This window comes from Streptomyces sp. NPDC006265 (assembly GCF_040613555.1).
Lineage (GTDB): Bacteria > Actinomycetota > Actinomycetes > Streptomycetales > Streptomycetaceae > Streptomyces.
Map to the genome: position 1 here is coordinate 1 of NZ_JBEXSH010001424.1, position 1,351 is coordinate 1,351.

General features: G+C 72.9%; 1 protein-coding gene. It reads right to left on the minus strand.

Annotated elements, in window-relative coordinates:
* The coding region (locus ABZ281_RS49465; protein ID WP_356665411.1) for an ROK family glucokinase at window positions 1–1,072 on the minus strand (1,072 nt) is incomplete at its 3' end.
* Window positions 1,073–1,351 lie beyond the last annotated feature (279 nt).

Below are 1,351 nucleotides of genomic sequence, written 5' to 3' on the forward strand. Positions count from 1 at the left end.
GCAGGTCCAGCGCGATCAGCAGAAGCAGCAGACCGCCCGCGATCATCAGCGCGGGGCCGGCCTCCGGGCCGAGCTGGGCCCGGACGATGCGGGCCTCGGGGCGGTAGCCGCGGCCGGTGAGGTGCCGTTTGAAGGCGTCCCGGGCGGGGCCGATCAGCAGGTCGTCGGCGGCCGAGACACCGCCGCCGATCACGAAGCAGGAGGGGTCGAGGGCGGCGGCGAGGTTGGCGATGCCGACGCCGAGCCACTGGCCGATGTCCTGGAGCAGCTCGATGCACATGGCGTCGCCGTCGCGGGCCAGCTCGGTGATCATCGGGCCGGTGATGTCGCCGATGCTGCCCTTGACGTGCTCGATGATCCCGTACGCGACCGGCGAGTCGGCGGCGGCCAGCTCACGGGCCTCGCGGACCAGGGCGTTTCCGGAGCTGTACTGCTCCCAGCAGCCGCGGTTGCCGCACGGGCAGCGGTGGCCGCCGGGTACGACCTGCATGTGGCCGAACTCGCCGGCGACGCCGTACTTGCCGCGCTTGACCTGGCCGTCCTCCAGGATCGCGCCGCCGATGCCGGTGCCGAGGGTGATCATGACGAGATGGTCCTCGCCGCGGCCGGCGCCGAAGCGCCACTCGGCCCAGGCGGCGGTGTTGGCGTCGTTGTCCACGAGGACCGGGACGGAGAGCCGGCCCGACAGGCGGTCGCGGAGCGGTTCGTTGCGCCAGGACAGGTGGGGGGCGAACAGCACGCGGTTGCGGTCGGCGTCCACCCAGCCGGCCGCGCCGATGCCGACGGCGTGGACGTCGTGCCGGTCGGAGAGGTCCAGGACCAGTTCGGCGATGGTGTCCTCGACGACCTTGGGGCTCTTGGACTTGTCCGGGGTCTCCGTGCGGAGCATCTCCAGGATGTTGCCGTCGGCGTCGACGACACCCGCCATCACCTTCGTACCGCCGATGTCGATGCCGACCGTGGGCACGCGGGGGGCCGTCAGGTGCGAGCGGCGCTCCCGGGTGCCGACGGTGCGGAGCACGGTGGCACGGCGGGAGCCGATGGGGGCGGTGAAGTCGCGGTAGGTGCTCATCGCGCCCGATTCTGCCTCACGGTGGGGGTGTGTGCGGAGCGGGGCAGGGGCGGGGTGGTGCGGGTCATGGCCGGGTGCGGGTGAGCGGGGATTGCTCGCGTCCACGCGGCGGAGCCGCACATCGACGCAGCCCGCGCCCCCGAGAACCTAGGGCCGCGGCAGGCAACGTTTGCCCGTTAAGGAGCGGCGTCCGGTGCGTGCTCTCGGCGTGCCGGCCGGAAGCCCTCGTACTGGACGTACTCGGGATTTCGGCCGGTGCGGCGAGCAGGGGGGACCCCC